Source organism: Vibrio sp. 10N.222.49.A3, from assembly GCF_041475145.1.
GTDB classification, from domain to species: domain Bacteria; phylum Pseudomonadota; class Gammaproteobacteria; order Enterobacterales; family Vibrionaceae; genus Vibrio; species Vibrio tasmaniensis_A.
The window spans coordinates 1-451 of sequence record NZ_JBFRVM010000098.1; the positions used below are offsets into that span (position 1 = coordinate 1).

Consider the following 451-nt stretch of genomic DNA (forward strand, 5'->3'; position numbering starts at 1 on the left):
TGTCCGCATTACACCTGCATCAGTCGTAGAGCAAAGCAAGTTGAGGTCTCATTTAAGACAAAAACGAAAGGAGCGATACAGCACCTAGCCATTGATGCGACTGGCCTAAAGGTTTATGGCGAAGGTGAATGGAAAGTCAAAAAACACGGGACAGATGGCAAGCGTAGAGTCTGGCGAAAGCTTCATATTGCCGTCGATACAAGCACTCATGTAATTATTGCAGCCGAGCTAAGTTTATCGACGGTTAGAGATGGGGAAGTACTCTCGAACTTACTGAAACAAACACGCCGAAGTATCCTTGAGGTGTCTGGTGATGGCGCTTACGACACGAGAGCATGTCACGCTGCTATTAAGATTAAGCGAGCCGTTGCGCTTATTCCCCCAAGAGAAGGGGCTGCCTTCTTGGAGCGTGGTCATCCTCGAAATCTCGCAGTGGGTTGCCAGAAGTTAT

General features: G+C 48.3%; 1 protein-coding gene. It reads left to right on the forward strand.

The window, feature by feature from the left end:
* On the forward strand, positions 1-451 hold a 451-nt coding region (locus tag AB4589_RS17190; protein ID WP_372101252.1), incomplete at both ends, for an IS5 family transposase.